16 protein-coding genes are annotated in these 17,319 nt (G+C 44.5%); 13 read left to right on the forward strand and 3 right to left on the reverse strand.

Features of this window, described 5'->3' with window-relative positions:
• Positions 1-8 precede the first annotated feature (8 nt).
• Positions 9-1,076 (reverse strand): branched-chain amino acid aminotransferase, encoded by a 1,068-nt coding sequence (locus E7Z59_RS06740; RefSeq protein ID WP_136335560.1) that lies wholly within the window; start codon positions 1,074-1,076, stop codon positions 9-11.
• A gap of 107 nt (positions 1,077-1,183) precedes the next feature.
• On the opposite strand from E7Z59_RS06740, the gene E7Z59_RS06745 reads away from it, so the two are divergent.
• The 3 genes from E7Z59_RS06745 (at position 1,184) to E7Z59_RS06755 (ending at position 3,388) form a co-directional block, all read left to right on the forward strand.
• Complete coding sequence (locus E7Z59_RS06745; protein WP_136335561.1) at positions 1,184-1,702, forward strand: DUF4920 domain-containing protein; 519 nt, start codon at positions 1,184-1,186, stop codon at positions 1,700-1,702.
• On the forward strand, positions 1,703-2,383 hold the full coding sequence (mnmD, locus tag E7Z59_RS06750) for a tRNA (5-methylaminomethyl-2-thiouridine)(34)-methyltransferase MnmD (RefSeq protein WP_136335562.1): 681 nt from the start codon (positions 1,703-1,705) through the stop codon (positions 2,381-2,383).
• A 99-nt stretch (positions 2,384-2,482) separates the two neighbouring features.
• On the forward strand, positions 2,483-3,388 hold the full coding sequence (locus E7Z59_RS06755) for a TIGR01777 family oxidoreductase (protein WP_136335563.1): 906 nt from the start codon (positions 2,483-2,485) through the stop codon (positions 3,386-3,388).
• Between the two features lie 55 nt (positions 3,389-3,443).
• Here E7Z59_RS06755 and E7Z59_RS06760 read toward each other — a convergent pair whose 3' ends face one another.
• Complete coding sequence (locus E7Z59_RS06760) at positions 3,444-4,118, reverse strand: YceI family protein (RefSeq protein WP_136335564.1); 675 nt, start codon at positions 4,116-4,118, stop codon at positions 3,444-3,446.
• A gap of 160 nt (positions 4,119-4,278) precedes the next feature.
• Between E7Z59_RS06760 and E7Z59_RS06765 the strand changes: the two genes are divergently transcribed.
• The 6 genes from E7Z59_RS06765 (at position 4,279) to E7Z59_RS06790 (ending at position 10,642) form a co-directional block, all read left to right on the forward strand.
• Positions 4,279-4,830: a nucleotide exchange factor GrpE gene (locus E7Z59_RS06765; protein ID WP_136335565.1), complete on the forward strand. Its 552-nt coding sequence runs from the start codon at positions 4,279-4,281 to the stop codon at positions 4,828-4,830.
• 89 nt (positions 4,831-4,919) lie between these two features.
• Positions 4,920-6,044, forward strand: a complete 1,125-nt coding sequence (gene dnaJ / locus E7Z59_RS06770; RefSeq protein WP_136335566.1) for a molecular chaperone DnaJ — start codon at positions 4,920-4,922, stop codon at positions 6,042-6,044.
• A 208-nt stretch (positions 6,045-6,252) separates the two neighbouring features.
• Positions 6,253-7,203: an ABC transporter ATP-binding protein gene (locus E7Z59_RS06775; protein ID WP_136335567.1), complete on the forward strand. Its 951-nt coding sequence runs from the start codon at positions 6,253-6,255 to the stop codon at positions 7,201-7,203.
• The gene (locus E7Z59_RS06780) at positions 7,190-8,530 is read left to right on the forward strand and encodes an ABC transporter permease (RefSeq protein WP_136335568.1); all 1,341 of its coding nucleotides are present in this window, start codon (positions 7,190-7,192) and stop codon (positions 8,528-8,530) included. Before E7Z59_RS06775 ends, E7Z59_RS06780 begins: the two co-directional genes overlap by 14 nt.
• 5 nt (positions 8,531-8,535) lie before the next feature.
• On the forward strand, positions 8,536-9,399 hold the full coding sequence (locus tag E7Z59_RS06785) for a mechanosensitive ion channel family protein (protein WP_136335569.1): 864 nt from the start codon (positions 8,536-8,538) through the stop codon (positions 9,397-9,399).
• Between the two features lie 79 nt (positions 9,400-9,478).
• Positions 9,479-10,642, forward strand: coding sequence for a sigma-54-dependent transcriptional regulator (locus E7Z59_RS06790; protein WP_136335570.1), 1,164 nt, complete (start codon positions 9,479-9,481; stop codon positions 10,640-10,642).
• A 61-nt stretch (positions 10,643-10,703) separates the two neighbouring features.
• On the opposite strand, the gene E7Z59_RS06795 is transcribed toward E7Z59_RS06790, so the two are convergent.
• Positions 10,704-11,525 carry a hypothetical protein gene (locus E7Z59_RS06795; protein WP_136335571.1) on the reverse strand — a complete coding sequence of 274 codons (822 nt, stop codon included), beginning with the start codon at positions 11,523-11,525 and terminating at the stop codon, positions 10,704-10,706.
• Between the two features lie 138 nt (positions 11,526-11,663).
• On the opposite strand from E7Z59_RS06795, the gene E7Z59_RS06800 reads away from it, so the two are divergent.
• The 4 genes from E7Z59_RS06800 (at position 11,664) to E7Z59_RS06815 (ending at position 17,271) form a co-directional block, all read left to right on the forward strand.
• Entirely contained in the window at positions 11,664-12,542 is an 879-nt protein-coding gene (locus E7Z59_RS06800; RefSeq protein ID WP_136335572.1) for a PPK2 family polyphosphate kinase, read from the forward strand.
• 69 nt (positions 12,543-12,611) lie between these two features.
• Positions 12,612-14,006 (forward strand): M20/M25/M40 family metallo-hydrolase, encoded by a 1,395-nt coding sequence (locus tag E7Z59_RS06805; protein ID WP_136335573.1) that lies wholly within the window; start codon positions 12,612-12,614, stop codon positions 14,004-14,006.
• A 626-nt stretch (positions 14,007-14,632) separates the two neighbouring features.
• Entirely contained in the window at positions 14,633-15,787 is a 1,155-nt protein-coding gene (locus E7Z59_RS06810) for a vWA domain-containing protein (RefSeq protein WP_136335574.1), read from the forward strand.
• A 20-nt stretch (positions 15,788-15,807) separates the two neighbouring features.
• Positions 15,808-17,271, forward strand: coding sequence for a magnesium chelatase (locus E7Z59_RS06815; protein ID WP_136335575.1), 1,464 nt, complete (start codon positions 15,808-15,810; stop codon positions 17,269-17,271).
• Positions 17,272-17,319 lie beyond the last annotated feature (48 nt).

The following is a 17,319-nucleotide window of genomic DNA, read 5'->3' on the forward strand; positions in this document are numbered from 1 at the left end:
TTCCTTCATTATAATTTATAACGCCAGCCGAATTTGTCTTCAGCCTTGTTGTATTGAATTTCCATGATCTTATTCTTGATCTGTGAAGCATAAGGGCTGTCAAGCTTAGGCAGCTCCCACTTATCTCCCTTGTATCCAAAACCAAGGATGGGGGTGATCACCGCTGCGGTACCACTACCAAAGATCTCTTTTAACGAGTCGTTCTCTGCAGCCTCGATGACTTCCTTTACTTTTATCGGGCGTACCTCTACTTCGATCCCCATGTCTTTGGCCATGTCAATTACACTTTTTCGGGTTACCCCGTCAAGGATGCAATCACTGATAGGGCAGGTCACTAACTTGTCATTGATCCTGAAGAAGATATTCATGGTTCCTGCTTCTTCCAGGTATTCATGGGTGTTGGCATCGGTCCAGATCACCTGTTGAAAACCTTCTTCCTTAGCCAGATTGGTTGGGTAGAACTGTCCGGCATAATTACCCGCGGCCTTTGCATATCCGAACCCTCCGCTTGCGGCCCGGCTGTAATGATCGGCGATCTTTACGCGAACCTCTCCTCCGTAGTAGGATTGAGCGGGAGAGCAAATAATGATGAATTTATAGGCATTGGCAGGCGAGGCCATGACCCCCGATTGCGTTGCTATAACGAATGGGCGTATATACAGAGAATTTCCGAATCCTTTCTTGATCCAGTCCTTATCAAGGTCTAATAGGGTTTTGAGTCCGTCAAAAAAATAGGATTCAGGGAATTCCGGCATAGCCAGACGTGCGCAAGACTTGTTGATTCGGTTGAAGTTTTCATCCGGACGAAACAACCAGGTCTCATCGTTATCATCTCTGTAGGCTTTCATACCTTCAAAGACGGCCTGACCGTAATGAAATACCCTGGCAGAAGGGTCAAGGGTAAGAGGTTGGTAAGGCTTTACCGTGGGGTTTTTCCATTCGCCATCTTTAAAATCACATTCGAACATGTGGTCAGTGAACACAGAACCAAAGGTCAGGTTGTTAAAGTCAACCTCATTGATGCGTGTTGATGCCGCTTTTTCCACATGGATGTCTTGTATAGTTTCTTTTGTCATTTTTAGTGGTTTTGGCAAAATTAGCAAATAAATAACTGAACAATTGGGGCTGTTGGGGCTTTTTTCATTTATTTAGCATTCCATAGATTTATTAAATTCAGGTAACTATGAAACACCTTTGGATAGTATTGGCCGGGGTTTTAACGGCAACAGGATGTAAACCGGATGGTAAGACCGATAAAGCTGTTGCAGAAGAAACTACATCAGAAGTAGAGGTAGTAACCAATGCTCTCGAATTCGGAGCAGGGGTAAAGGCTGAGATGGTATTATCGGCAGCCGATATGGCTGAAGCATACAAAAGCATGGGTGTAGACGACACCTTGAGTACCGGGTTCGAAGCTGAGGTGCTTGAAGTGTGCCAGGTTAAAGGTTGCTGGATGAAGCTCAGCCTGGGTGACGATCGCACTGCCATGGTAAAATTTAAGGATTATGCTTTTTTCATGCCTAAAGACCTGGCCGGAAAGAAAGTCATTGTAGAAGGGAAGGCCTTTGTAGATCTGATGAGTGTAGAAGATCAGAAACATTTTGCTGAAGACGCCGGAAGTTCACAGGAAGAGATCGAGGCTATTACCGATCCTAAAAAAACACTTTCTTTTGAGGCCTCCGGGGTGAGAATAATGGAATAAATGCAACGAAAGATCATCAAGACTGCCGATGGTTCAACCACCATCTACCTGGAAGACTGGGATGAACACTATCATTCCAGGCATGGGGCCATACAGGAAGCTTTTCATGTGTTCATACGCATGGGTTTAGAGCCGGCCATTGAAAAGTTTAATGGGAATATGCGCATTATGGAGATCGGTTTTGGCACCGGTCTGAATGCCTATATTACCCTTTTGGAGGCTTTAATGTTAGGACTTAAGATCTCCTATACGGGGGTAGAAGCCTATCCTGTTGAAGCAGAAGAGTGGACAAAGCTCAATTACGGTGAAGAACTACAGGTAGCCCCCGAATTTGCCGGGTTATTCGAAAAACTGCATCTCACCCCCTGGGAAACTCCGGAAGAACTGGCTCCTGAATTTTCGCTTTTAAAGCGTAAACAATTCTTCCAGGATATCGATGAGAAAGCTACCACCGACCTGATCTATTTCGATGCGTTTGGAGCGCGGGTCCAGCCTGAACTTTGGGAACAGAATATTTTTCAAAGAATGTATGATGCATTGGTGCCCGGAGGTATTCTGGTTACCTATGCTGCCAAAGGCAGCGTAAGACGAGCTATGAAGGCTGTAGGGTTTAATGTGGAAAAACTGCCCGGCCCTCCCGGGAAGCGCGAAATGATGAGGGCTGTTAAACCTGCTGAATGAAAATAGTTAAATGAAACACTCCTTTTACTGTTAAATCTTCATTAAACCGCTGAAACACCCTGTGTTAATTGCGTATTTTTAAAATAAAACTATCAATCAATGCGCTTATTGATAACAGGTGCTACAGGTCTTGTCGGTCGAGCTATCGTTAAAAAATGCCTGAAGCAGGGAATTTCAGTAAACTATCTAACCACCAGTAAAAATAAGCTTGATGCCATAGAAGGCTGTAAGGGTTTCTACTGGAACCCATCTAAAAATATTATAGATACCTCTTGCTTTCAGGGGGTAGATGCTATGATAAACCTTGCCGGCAGCAGCATTGCGAAACGCTGGACTACTTCTTACAGGAAAAAGGTGCTTGAAAGCCGGGTAGATTCTCTGAATACGCTCAGAAGCGGACTTCAGGATGCTGCTGCAAAACCGAATTTTCTCATCAGTGCTTCTGCTATTGGGGTGTACCCTTCTTCTTTGACCCATTATTACGAAGAGGATTGCCCTGAAGTGGCAGACACCTTTCTCGGGAAGGTGGTAAACGCCTGGGAAGAGGCTGCCGATCAATTTGAGTCTTTAGGGGTTGGGGTAGCTAAGATTCGTATCGGATTGGTGCTAAGTGATGAAGAAGGTGCCCTGCCAAAAATGGCTGCACCGGTCAGGAATTATGCCGGGGCTGCTTTTGGAAGTGGAGAACAATGGCAAAGCTGGATCCATATTAAAGATCTGGCCGATATTTTCTTGTTTGTTTTACAGCATGAACTCACCGGAGTTTACAATGGTGTTGCCCCGAACCCGGTAACGCAAAATAAACTTATCCAGGTCATCGCCCAAACCCTGAATAAACCACTATGGTTGCCTAATATTCCGGAATTTGTGATAACGGCCCTGTTAGGAGAAATGAGCTCTATTTTACTGGAAAGTCAGCGGGTGAGCGCGAAGAAACTGGAAGCGGGTGGATTTAGTTTTAAGTATCCGAACCTGATGCCGGCCCTGACAAATCTGCTTATATAAAAAAAGGCCGGTATTTTGAAATACCGACCTTGTATAAAAAAGTTCTTGCTCGTGATTAAGCCTTGTTGGCTGCAACCTTAATGCTCAACTCGATCTCATCATTGATGAACTTATCTCCCAGATCATCAAAAATTGATTTAGATCCGTAGTTTACATTCCACTGCGTACGGTCAATATTAAAGGCTTCACTGCTTACTTCGATCATGTCGCCGTTGTTCTGCATTTGAACAGGGAAACTAATATTCTTGGTGATTCCTTTAATGGTCAGGTTTCCTTCCATCATAGTTTTTTCACCTTCAGTTTTAACCCCTGTTACCTCAAAAGTAGCTGTCGGGAATTCTTCTACGTTAAAGAAATGGTCTTGCTTTTCTTCAACAGTTCCTTTCAGGTGTGCTTCCAGGTCTTCTTTACCATCTCCGGCTTCCAGGTCGGTTACGGTAATGGTATTCATGTCAATGGTAAACTCACCACCAACGATCTCATCTCCGCTCATCTGGAAGTTTCCTTCTGAAATAGATAAGGTTCCGGTATGTGTACCTGTTGGTTTGAACCCTTTCCATTCAATGACACTGTTGGCAGGGTCTGCGCTGTATGTTACAGCAGCTGCATCGGCTACCTCCTCAATGGCTACAGCCTCTTCAGCGGCAGCTTGATTTTTAGGTTCCGATTTACAAGATGCCAAAACGGCAACAGCAGCAATGGCTGTAATTTTTACGAAATTCTTTTTCATGATTGAAATTGTGTTTTTTGTTAGTGCATCAAAAATAGAAAGATTGGCGGTGGATGAGTATTAATAATTTATTAAATAATTAAGATGACATTTTGACATTTTAGAGGAAATGGCAGTACTTTTGCCGTTTGAAATTGAGGTAAAATTTTCATCATTGAATATGGCAAATAAAGAAAAGGATACAAAAGAGATGGAAGCTCAACAGAGCGAGAACCAGGTTCAGGAAGAAGCGCAGCAGGAAGAACAAAAGGAAGAGCGTTCAGAACAGGAACTGCTTGCTGAAGAACTGGGGAAGGAAAAAGACAAATTTCTGCGCTTATTCGCAGAGTTTGAAAATTATAAAAGAAGAACTTCTAAAGAGCGTGTAGAGCTGTTTAAAACTGCAGGGCAGGATATTATGGTGGCCATGCTTCCTATTTTGGATGATTTTGACCGCGCCATGGCTGAACTGGTAAAGAGCAGTGATGAAGGCGTTCTTAAAGGGGTAGAGCTTATCCACAATAAGTTCAGAGACACCTTGAACGGAAAAGGACTATCCCAGATCGAAGTAAACCAGGGAGATGCGTTTGATGCTGAGGTACATGAGGCTATAACCCAGATCCCGGCACCTTCTGAGGACCTGAAAGGCAAGATCATTGATGTGGTTGAAAAAGGTTATAAGCTAGGTGACCGGATCATTCGCCACCCAAAGGTAGTTGTAGGACAGGCCTGATCTGTACTGTAACGGGGTAATATCCCGGCTATGGTAAATTATCTTATGAATACATCCGGCAGTGGCCGGGTCCCAAATTCCAGAGTTTGATGAAACAGGATTATTACGAAATATTAGGAGTTGATAAAGGTGCCAGTACGGCGGAGATAAAAAAGGCTTATCGTAAAATGGCCATTAAGTATCATCCGGATAAGAACCCCGGGGATACGGAAGCCGAAAATATGTTCAAAAAAGCGGCAGAGGCTTATGAGGTATTGAGCAACGCGGATAAGCGAGCCAAATATGATCAGTTTGGCCATTCAGCCTTTGACGGCTCCGGAGGCTTCGGTGGTGGCAACATGAACATGGATGATATCTTCAGCCAGTTCGGCGATATTTTCGGCAGTGCATTCGGCGGTGGCGGATTTGGCGGCGGATTCGGTGGCGGATTCGGCGGAGGTCGTGGCCGTGTAAAAGGAGGTAACCTGAGAATTCGTGTGAAGCTAACGCTGGAAGAAGTAGCCCTGGGCGTTGAAAAAAAGGTGAAAGTACGTCGTAAGATACAGGCAGATGGGGTTACTTATAAGACCTGTTCTACATGTAACGGTACCGGGCAGGTAACACGAATTACCAATACCATTCTGGGACGTATGCAAACAGCATCTACCTGTAATACCTGTTCAGGAGCAGGACAGATGATCGATAAAAAACCCGGAAATGCTGACCCTCAGGGAATGGTGATCAAAGAAGAAACGGTAGCCATCAAAATACCTGCCGGGGTTGTTGACGGCATGCAGCTGAAAGTTTCAGGAAAGGGAAATGAAGCCCCAGGAAACGGAATTCCCGGAGACCTGATCGTGGCTATCGAAGAGAAAGAACATGAAAGCCTGAAGCGTGAGGGCGATAACCTTCATTTTGACCTCTATATTAATATCGCCGAGGCGGTGCTGGGAACTTCCAAAGAGATCGACACCGTGAACGGTAAAGTGCGTATAAAACTTGAGGAGGGTATTCAGTCAGGGAAGATCCTTAGATTAAGAGGTAAAGGGGTGCCAAGCATTAACGGTTATGGCAGCGGAGACCTGCTGGTACATGTGAATGTATGGACGCCAAAAACCTTGAATAAAGAGCAAAAAGAATTTTTTGAAAAGATGGTTGATGATGAAAATTTCATTCCAAAACCTGAGAAAAGTGAGAAATCCTTCTTCGAGAAAGTGAAGGATATGTTCTCCTAATTTAACTTTTTAGTGTTTTAAAAAAAACTATCTTTGTAATAATGCTAGGTCTAACTAGCGTTAATTTTTTCTTTTTCATAGCAATTTTTTCCCATCCTTGATCCATATTAAGGGTGGGTTTTTCTTTTTAATCCCCGGGTTATTATTCTTCATTCTTCCCGAATCGTGAGCCTTGCTTTTTATATCTTTGAGAAAAAGCACATTTATCATGACCGATTTGCTGGTAGCGGAGAACCTCTGTAAATGGTATGGAGATTATCTCGCCCTTGACCAGGTTAGCCTGACTATTCCCAAAGGCAGTATTTTTGGGTTACTCGGACCCAACGGTGCCGGAAAAACCACTTTGATACGTATTATCAATCAGATCACCCACCCCGATGAGGGCAGGGTTCTTTTTAATGGTACCCCTCTTAACAGGAATCATATAAAGAACATTGGTTACCTGCCGGAGGAACGAGGGTTGTATAAATCGATGAAGGTAGGAGAACAGGCCCTGTACCTTTCTCAGCTAAAAGGATTAAGCCACCAGGATGCCAAAGTAAGACTTCAATACTGGTTCGATAAGTTTGGTATCAGCGAATGGTGGGGAAAAAAAGTACAGGAACTCTCTAAGGGAATGGCACAAAAGGTTCAGTTTATCGTCACCGTTTTGCATGAACCCGAACTTTTGATATTTGACGAACCCTTTAGCGGATTTGATCCTATCAACGCCAATATTATTAAAGATGAGATATTAAAACTCCGGGATAAGGGGGCAACAGTAATATTCTCAACCCATAGAATGGAATCGGTAGAGGAGATGTGTGATCATATTGCATTGCTTCACAATTCCAAAAAGATACTGGATGGTAAATTAAGTGCCATCAAACAAGCCTATAAAAGCAATACCTATGAAATAGGACTAAAGCATCAGCAACCTGAAGGGTTGAAAACAGAGTTAGCAGGCTTGCTCACCTCTGAAGCAGTAAGCTTTCAGGTTTTTGAAGAGGAGTTAAAGCTCAGGGTAGCCCTGAAGAATGGCTTAGGCAGCAGGGAGCTTCTTGCAGCGCTTAACGAGCGTGCAGAATTGGTTTATTTCAAGGAGGTAATACCCAGCGCCAACGATATTTTTATTCAAAAAGTGAATGAGCAAAGAAAGGAGGAGCATGGACAAGCTTAAACTGATCATAAAGAGAGAGTACCTTGCCAAGGTCAGGAACAAGTCGTTCATTGTTATGACCGTTCTGAGTCCGCTGCTTATCGTAGGAATGATCGCCGTGGTGGTTTTTCTGACGCGTATGAACAGCGACCAGAAAAGGGTGATCGCCATCCTTGATGAAAGCCCGTATTTTGGCAATCAGTTCATCACAGGGCCTGAACTGTCTTTTCTTGATCTGGTTGATCTCGACCTGGAAACGGCAAAAGACTCGGTGGCTTCGATGGGATATTACGGGTTGCTTCATATTCCGGATGGAAAAGATATTACTGATATTACCGAAAAGATCCGGTTTTACTCCAAGAGCTCACCCTCAATGACGGTTACAGGAATGCTTGAGTCGCGGATAGGCAAGCGAATCCGGGAAGAAAAACTTGAAGCATTAGGGGTGTCTCAGCAAAAGGTGCAGGAATTGGCCTCTAATTTCGAAATGCGAACAGCGACCTTCAGCGGAGAGCGAAGTGTTAAAGGAGTTAATGAGCTTAAGGCCGCTATAGGCGGGGCTTTTGGCTACCTTATTATGATGTTCATCATAATATACGGGGCTTTTGTAATGCGCAGTGTCATCGAAGAAAAAACCAGTCGTATTATCGAGGTGATCATCTCTTCAGTGAAACCTTTTCAATTAATGCTGGGTAAGATCATCGGAACCTCCCTGGCCGGTATTACGCAATTCGTGATCTGGATCTTCTCTGCTTCCCTGCTCGGAGTGGTGGTTTTCTCATTAATGGGTATTCAATGGAATGAGTTGAACTCGAGAACCAATCTGCCTCCGGAAACGATGGATACTATTAACCAAGCCGCAGCATCTAACGAGATCGTTCAGATCTACATGACCGAACTGTTTAAAATACCCTGGTTCACGCTTTTTATTTCTTTTATTATCTACTTCGTGCTGGGCTATCTCATTTACAGTTCTATTTATGCGGCTATAGGCGCAGCCGTTGATAATGAAACCGATACCCAGCAATTCATGCTGCCGGTGATCATGCCGCTCATGCTGGCCATCTATGTAGGATTCTTTTCTGTATTTGACAATCCCCATGGCCCTATTGCGGTCGGGTTTTCGCTGTTTCCGTTAACCAGCCCCATCGTTATGTTGATGCGTCTTCCCGCAGGGGTAGGAGCAGATGGAGTGCCCTGGTGGCAGTTAATAACTTCCATCTTTTTATTAATGCTTACTTTTATAGGCATCGTTTGGTTCGCTGCTAAGATCTACCGCGTGGGTATTCTTATGTACGGAAAAAAACCTACTTACAAAGAGCTCTATAAATGGCTTAAATACAATTAATTGCTATGGAAATTATCAAATCGATCTTTGTCAGTTTCAGAGATTTTCTTGAACTTTCAATTTACAAGGATGTAACCATTGGAACGATTCTGATGATGATCGTTGGGTTTGTGCTTGCCTATTACCTGATGAGGGCCATTCGTTTCTGGGTAACACGAAATATGGAATCTGAAGATCAGTTGAAGTTTAAAGGCATCTTCAATTTTGTGAACTACCTGGTTTATATTCTGGTGATCATCAGCGTGCTGAACTCTTCAGGAATTGATCTCACCGTTCTGCTTACTGCCTCCGCCGCACTTTTTGTAGGATTGGGGTTTGCCTTGCAACACTTGTTTCAGGATATCATTTCAGGTATTCTTATCCTGTTAGATCAATCCTTACATGCAGGAGATATTATAGAGATCGAAGGCCGGGTGGCCAGGGTTATTGATATTAAATTGAGAACCACACGCGCTCTGACCAGAGATGATAAGGTGATCATCATACCCAACCATAAATTTTTGAGTGACAGTATCATCAATTACACCCAGAACAGGCGTATTACAAGGGAAGCAGTAACCGTGGGAGTTGCCTATGGAAGCGATACCCAATTGGTGAAAAAGCTTTTACTGCAGGCGGCTGCAGAACAACCGGGAGTACTGAAGGAACCCCGCCCCTCTGTGATCTTTGATGATTTTGGCGATTCGGCCCTTATTTTTATTCTTCACATTTTTGTGAGAGACAGCTTCGGAGACCCGGGTATAAAGAGTGATATCAGGTACAAGATCGACCATAAATTCAGGGAGCATAAGATCACTATTCCATTCCCGCAGCGGGATGTGCATTTCTATCCTGCCACTGCAGCCCAATCCAAAGAAGGAATAAAGTGAAGGACACTTTAGTGGGGTATTGAAAGAATTTTCGGTATAGTTATTGGAAGTCAATCAAAAACAAAAAGCAACATAACGTATGTCTAAAATATTGATCATAGAAGATGAAGCCGCTATTAGAAGGGTTTTAGTAAAAATATTGAGTGAAGAAAATTCCGATTATCAGGTGTCAGAGGCGGTTGATGGCCTTTCCGGACTGGAGATGATCAAGAAGGAAGATTTTGACCTGGTACTATGTGATATAAAGATGCCAAAGATGGATGGGGTAGAGGTCCTGGAAGCCGCCATGAAGATAAAACCCGAAACACCCTTTGTCATGATCTCCGGGCATGGTGATCTTGATACGGCAGTAAACACCATGCGTTTAGGGGCCTATGATTATATTTCAAAGCCACCGGATCTGAACCGGTTGTTGAATACCGTTAGAAATGCCCTGGATAAAAAAGAGCTGGTAACAGAGAATAAACGCCTGAAGAAAAAGGTGGGTAAAAACTTTGATATGGTGGGCAGCAGCGAAGGTATTACCAAGATCAAGGATATGATCGAAAAAGTAGCTCCTACCGACGCCCGTGTCATGATTACCGGGCCCAATGGTACCGGTAAGGAATTAGTGGCCCACTGGATCCATCAGAAAAGTGATCGTTCTTCAGGGCCCATGGTAGAAGTTAACTGTGCTGCTATTCCTTCTGAACTTATAGAAAGTGAATTGTTCGGGCATGTTAAAGGAGCATTTACCTCGGCGGTTAAAGACAGGGCAGGAAAGTTCGAGGCAGCCAATAAGGGTACGATCTTTCTAGATGAGGTGGGTGATATGAGTCTGTCGGCCCAGGCCAAGGTGTTAAGAGCCCTGCAGGAGAATAAGGTTTCCAGGGTGGGCAGTGACAAGGATATCAAGGTGGATGTGAGAGTGATCGCCGCCACCAATAAGAACCTGGAAGAAGAGATCAAAAAAGGAAATTTCAGGGAAGACCTTTATCACCGTCTAGCTGTGATCCTGATCAAGGTTCCCGCCTTGAACGACCGCAGGGAGGATATTCCCATGCTGATCGATCATTTTAGTACCAAGATCGCAGGGGAGCAGGGAAGTGTGAAAAAGAAATTCTCTGAAAAGGCAGTGAAATTATTGCAGGAATACAATTGGACAGGGAATATCAGAGAACTTCGAAACGTAGTGGAGCGATTGCTGATCCTTGGAGGTGATGAGATCACTGAAGAAGATGTGCGATTGTTTGCCACCAAATAGTTTTAAAAAAAAGCCCTGAAGGAAATCAGGGCTTTTTTTTATGGTATATTAAGAAATGGATCTATGGTTTCTTGCAGCTTTCCAGTGCGGCAGCCACATCTCTTTGCATTCTTATAGTTTGCTGAATGTAATAGTTTCTGGTTTCCTTCAGATTCTCATTATTCAGCACATCATCACTTCGCATATAGCTCCCGTTAAGCAGGGCCATTGCTTTTTGGCAGCCCAGGCTTTCAGCCAGGTCTTTTAAACTTTCTTCCATGGCGGCCAGGTGTACCTCGGCCGCTCTTTTTATAACCAATTGCTCTTCCAGTTCCTGCTCACGGGCCATTTTAGCCCTTTCAGCCATGGCTCTCTGCTGCGCGATCTTTTCTTCCAGCAAACGCTGCTGCTCTTCCAGACGACGCTTTTCTGCTTCCAGGCGGGCCTGTTCGTCACTAAGGTCAGTATTATTAACCGCGAGGTATTCGGTGGTGGTGTCTGCAGAGGCTGTGAGATCGGAGGTGGTTTCAATCTCAGGTGCTCCGGTAGTACATCGATCAAGGGCTCCCATGACCAATTGCATATGTTCTAAAGCGATCTGTGTGTAAAACCGGCCTGCCTTCCAATCTTCAGGATCAGTGGCTTTTGAAAGATTATCAAGTCCATTCACAATTTCGTTCAGCGCAGGCTGACAACCACAATCTTCGATCAATACTTTGGCCTTTTCCATAGCCGCCACCCCGCGATCGGCGTAGAGCATCTGGTGGTCAAAGTTGTCGGCATTAAGAGCTCTTTTGGTATGCGCCAGGGCATAAGAAGCCGAAGAATAGGCTGAGGTGCATTGCGCAAAACCTGCGTAAAAGGCCAGCAGCAACAGCAGAAGTGATAAAGTAAATTTTCTCATACTTGGAGTAGGTTAATTAAAGTTCATTAAGAATTTGGTTTAACAATATTACAATTAATAACTCATTAATAAAAAAACTTTAATTTAATGCTTTGTAAAACAGCTGATTGAGATTTTATTAAATGCAAAAACACACAGATGGATAAGATAAAAAGTGAAGACTTCCGGGTAGACAGGCCGGTTCATTTAAGCGAATTGAACACCTATAATGACCTGAATTCCAACGATGATGAGCTTAAGAAAAGACTGGCAGAAACAAGAAGAAAGCTCGGTAAACTTCAGGATGTTATGTATGCCCATGGCAAATATGCGGTATTGATCTGTTTTCAGGGGATGGATACTTCCGGAAAAGACAGCCTGATCAGGGAGGTCTTCAAAGATTTTAATATGCGGGGCGTGGTGGTACACAGCTTTAAAACCCCTACCTACCTGGAGAAAAAACAAGATTATTTGTGGCGGCATTATATACGATTGCCTGCCCGCGGAAAGTTCGGGGTATTTAACCGTACCCACTATGAGAATGTATTAGTTACCCGGGTGCATCCCGAATACATCCTGTCTGAACATATTCCCGGAATAGAAACGGTGGAAGATGTGAAGGAGTCATTTTGGCATAACCGTTTTGAACAGATCAAAAAGTTCGAGAAACACCTGGTAGAGAACGGCACCCTGGTTTTTAAATTTTTTCTTCACCTGTCTAAGGAAGAGCAAAAGAACCGTCTGCTCAGACGCCTTGACCGCCCGGAGAAAAATTGGAAATTCTCTCCAGACGATCTGGAAGAACGAAAATTCTGGGACGACTATCAGCGCTGTTACGAGGAGGCCATCAATATTACCTCTGCTCCCGATGCCCCCTGGTACGTAATTCCTTCAGACAATAAAAAAGCCAGCAGAACCATCGTGGCCGATATTATTTACGATGAGCTGAAAAAGTACAAGGATATTGATGAGCCTGTGCTCTCTGAAGAGATTCTAAAGAATGTGGATCTGTACCGGAAGCAACTGGAAAATGATTGAGATTTATTGAAAATTTAACATGAAATTTGAAGGGGATTACTCATTTTAGAACTCCAAAACCAGAATGCCATGAAAAAGCTTTTTTACCTGTTTATTGTGTTTCCTTTCCTGTTGAATGCCCAGCAAGAAGATGTGTCTCAACTTAAAGACATATATGAACAATCATTGACCAATGGAAAAAGCTACGAATGGCTTGATTATCTAAGTAACCAGATCGGAGGGCGTTTATCAGGTTCCCTGAATGCAGAACGTGCCGTAGAGTATACGAAGAAAGAATTGGAGGCGCTGGGACTGGACCGCGTATGGCTTCAGCCGGTCATGGTACCCAAATGGACCAGAGGGGTTAAGGAGTATGCCTATATAGAATCGGCTCCGGGTAAAACCACCCCGGTTAATATATGTGCGCTGGGCGGCAGTGTGGCCACTCCTGAAGGCGGCCTTCGCGGTAATATTGTAGAGGTGAATGGCGTAGAGGAACTGCAAGTGCTGGGAAAAGAAAAACTTGAAGGCAATATTGTATTTTTTAACAAACCCATGCAGGCCAATCTTATCAATACCTTTGAAGCCTATGGAGGTTGTGTGAATCAGCGTTACCAGGGAGCGCAGGAGGCCGTAAAATACGGAGCCAGGGGTGTTATCGTACGGTCTTTGAATTTACGTCTGGATGACCTTCCGCATACGGGTAGTATGAGTTATGGAGACCTGCCTGCATCAGAGCGTATCCCGGCAGCTGCCATTAGTACCAAAGACGCTGAGTTGTTAAGCACCATGCTGAAGCTCGATCCCGATATTTACTTTTTCTTTAGTCAGAAATGCAGGGTTTTTCCTGATGTCAAATCGTATAATGTTATCGGAGAAATCACAGGATCTGAATACCCTGAAGAGATCATCACCGTTGGCGGCCATCTTGACTCCTGGGATCTTGGCGATGGAGCCCATGATGACGGCGCCGGGTGTGTTCAAAGCATGGAAGTGCTGCGACTTTTAAAAGAAACCGGATACAGGCCTAAGCGAACCATCAGGGTGGTATTGTTTATGAATGAAGAAAATGGTCTTAGAGGGGCCAGGAAATATGCAGAAGTTGCGGCTGAAAAGGGGGAAGAACACCTGTTCGCCCTTGAGAGTGACTCGGGTGGATTTACCCCAAGGGGCTTTTCTTTTGATTGTCGCCCGGACCAGTTTGAGAAGATAGAAGCGTGGAAACCGCTATTTGAACCTTACCTGATCCATTATTTTGAACGTGGAGGCAGTGGAGCCGATATTGGTCCTTTAAAAAACGGAGAAACAGTACTTGCCGGATTGAGACCTGATTCACAGCGCTATTTTGACCATCATCACGCTGCGAACGATACCTTTGAACATGTAAACAAACGGGAACTTGAATTAGGGGCCGCTACCATGACCTCGCTGATCTATCTTATAGATAAATACGGTTTTTCCAACCAGCCTAAGATCAAAGGGTAATTCCGAAGGATTAAATTCAATCCTTAGTTTTTTAAGTTAAAGAAATACCGTATTGTCAGTTCGAGCTTGCCTGTCGGCAAACAGACCTGCCTTCGGCAGGTAGGCAGGTGTCACGCTAAAGGCGTGGTATCGAGAACAATTCAGGGTCAGCAAACTCTCGGCACGATTCCGCTACGTAGAATCACCATACCTTTGGTAGGTATGCTCGAGGATCTGCACGGACCTAGGAAGACGATTAACCACCCCGGCCTTTCTCCCAATACGCCGGCTGGCCCCATCACTAAAAAGGTCTACAAGACCTTTTTTTACGCTCGGTCCTCCTTTGAAAGGAGGTGATAATTTTCGTTTTCAATAAGGACTTACTATTTGCTTCTTCGCCCCTTCACCACTTTACTTCTTTGCAACTTTATTCCTAAGCTCCTTAGCTACTTAGCTCCTTAGCTCCTTTGCTTCTTAGTTCCTTTGCTTCTTAGCTCCTTTGCTTCTTTACCACTATTGGTCTCACCCTCCAAAACAAATCCATAGTTCAAAGGCCCTGGCTTGATTGACGACTTAACAAAACTTTAGGTCATACCCCGGGCCATCTTTCACGCTCAACCTCAAAATTTTAGTATTTTTATGAGGCTATGAAAGATATAACCAGAAAAGGATTCGTATTTGATTCATACGAGGCTCCGGACCAGTCGCCTTTTGATAAACTCTTTGAGATCTTTAAGGAGCTCATAACTCATACCTCCGGAGATTTCGATGAGGCTATTGACTGGCTGCGCGAGTTGGATAAGGAGTATGAACTCACCACCGATGATTATACCATAGATGATTTTATTGAAGACCTGAAGAACAAGGGCTACATCCGGGAAGAGATCGATCCGGATGGCAGTGGTGATGGTGAAGGGGAGGGCACTGCCGGTGATCCTAAATACAATATTACTGCCAAAACCGAACAGATGATCAGAAAGCATGCTCTCAATCAGATCTTCGGGAAACTCAAACGAAGTGGCAGCGGAAATCATCGTACCCCTTTTACCGGAAGAGGCGATGAACATACCGGAGACTTTCGCGAATACCGGTTCGGAGATCCCCTTGAAAGGATCTCTATGACCGAAAGCATGAGAAATGCCCAGGTTAATCATGGCATTGGGTCTTTTATGCTGAATGAAGATGACCTGGTGGTTGAAGAAACCCACCTGAAAGCTCAGATGAGCACCGTGCTAATGATCGATATCAGTCATAGTATGATCCTCTATGGGGAAGATCGGATTACCCCGGCAAAAAAGGTAGCCATGGCCCTGGCAGAACTTATAACGACACGGTACCCCAAAGATACCCTCGATATTCTTGTATTTGGTAACGATGCCTGGCCGATAGCCATTAAAGACCTGCCCTACCTCAAAGTGGGGCCTTACCACACCAATACCGTTGCCGGACTGCAGTTGGCCATGGACATGTTAAGAAGAAAAAAGAATACCAATAAACAGATCTTCATGATCACCGATGGTAAGCCCAGTTGTCTGCGCGAACCCAACGGCGAATATTATATGAACAGTATGGGGCTAGACCCTTATATCGTTGATAAGTGTTATCAGATGGCGCGTCAGGCCAGGAAGCTGCACATACCCATAACGACCTTTATGATAGCCAGAGACCCCTACCTGATGCAATTTATCAGGCATTTTACAGAAGCTAACCGGGGAAAAGCCTTCTTTACCGGGTTGGAGGGTCTGGGGGAAATGATCTTTGAAGATTATGAGAATAACCGCAAAAGACGAATAAGAGGTTGAATTAAAACAGCATTTTGCTTATGAATATAGAAAAGATAAAAACACTGGGAGCACTGCGTGCATCGGAGTACCGTTCCCGGTCGATCAAAGAAGAGTTACGGGAAAACCTGGTAAGTTATATACGCAAGGGAGAATCGCCTTTTACCGGAATTCACGGATATGAAAATACCGTGCTTCCCGAACTGGAACGGGCCATACTCTCAAGGCATAACATCAATCTGCTGGGATTGCGGGGTCAGGCAAAAACCAGGCTGGCTCGCCTTATGGTAGGCCTCTTAGATGAGTGGATGCCGGTGGTGGAGGGGTCAGAGATCAATGATGATCCGTTTAACCCGATCTCGCGATATGCCAGAGAACTTATAGCAGAAAAAGGAGATGACACTCCTGTGAGCTGGGTACATCGCGATGACCGCTTTTATGAAAAGCTGGCAACACCCGATGTTACCGTGGCCGACCTGATAGGAGATGTTGACCCTATTAAGGCGGCTAATCTTCGCCTGTCTTATGCAGACGACCGGGTTATTCATTTCGGAATGATACCCAGGGCCAACAGAAGTATTTTTGTGATCAATGAGTTACCCGATCTTCAGGCCCGAATCCAGGTAGCCCTGTTCAATATCTTACAGGAAGGTGATATTCAGATTCGCGGATTTAAGCTGCGTTTACCCCTGGATATTCAGTTCGTATTTACAGCAAACCCTGAAGACTATACCAACCGGGGAAGTATTGTAACTCCGCTAAAAGACAGGATCGGATCACAGATACTGACGCACTATCCGGAGTCGGTTGACATTGCCCGAATCATTACCGGGCAGGAAGCCAAATTAGACCCCGAACAAAAGGAGCGCATTTATGTTCCTGAACTCGCATCGCTGCTTATAGAGCAGATCGCTTTTGAAGCCAGGGAAAGTGAATTTATAGATCATAAAAGTGGCGTGAGCGCCAGGATGAGTATTACCGTTTTTGAAAACCTGGTGAGTACTGCAGAAAGACGGATGCTGCTGAATAATGAAGATAAAGGAGTCATACGTCTGAGCGATTTTACCGGGGTGATACCTGCCATAACAGGAAAGGTGGAATTGGTGTATGAGGGCGAACAGGAAGGTGCCGATTATGTGGCAAACTCCCTGATCACCAATGCGGTAAAAACCCTGTTCTCCGATTATTTCCCCAAGATCGAGAAACTTGAAAAGCCGGGGGAGGCCACCCCTTATGATGAGGTGATACAATGGTTCTTTGAAGGCAGTGGTTTTGAATTGGAAGACGACCTGCCTGAACCGGAATACAAAACCCTTCTGGATACGGTCAGACCCCTTGAGCGATTACTGAATACCCACCAGCCTGAGCTCGACGAGAAAGACCGGTTCTTTATGAAGGAATTCTTGTTATGGGGGCTTGCGGCCCATAAGAAGTTGTCGAAGAACCGTTTTGTAACCGGTCTTCAATTCAAGGATCTCTACGGAAACTATATTAGTAAACTATAAGTTATTAGCCATAAATAAGGGGGATGCATGTCCCCCTTTCATAATAGC

It is taken from the genome of Robertkochia marina, from assembly GCF_004799345.1.
Taxonomy (GTDB): domain Bacteria; phylum Bacteroidota; class Bacteroidia; order Flavobacteriales; family Flavobacteriaceae; genus Robertkochia; species Robertkochia marina.